Source organism: Vallitalea maricola, assembly GCF_036985595.1.
In the GTDB taxonomy this organism is placed as follows: domain Bacteria; phylum Bacillota; class Clostridia; order Lachnospirales; family Vallitaleaceae; genus Vallitalea; species Vallitalea maricola.
The window spans coordinates 1-255 of record NZ_BTPU01000173.1; the positions used below are offsets into that span (position 1 = coordinate 1).

Genomic DNA, 255 nt, shown 5'->3' on the forward strand with positions numbered 1-255 from the left:
CTGTACTCTTATAATAGTTGCTATATTGCAATTATTATAAGAGTACAGGAGGACAAAAGAATGAAAAGAAAATTTGGCGATTTCGGAGGACAATATGTTCCAGAGACATTGATGTATCCTCTAAAAGAACTGGAAGAGGCTTATGAGAAATATAAAATAGATGAAGAATTCATTAATGAGTACAACTATTATCTTAAGGAATACGTGGGAAGACAGTCACCTTTGTATTATGCAGAGACATTAACTAATTATCTT

Annotated in this window: 1 pseudogene; it reads left to right on the plus strand. The window is 31.8% G+C overall.

Features of this window, described 5'->3' with window-relative positions:
• Nucleotides 1-60 precede the first annotated feature (60 nt).
• Nucleotides 61-255 (plus strand): annotated as a pseudogene (locus AACQ14_RS23765) (tryptophan synthase subunit beta); the annotation flags it as partial.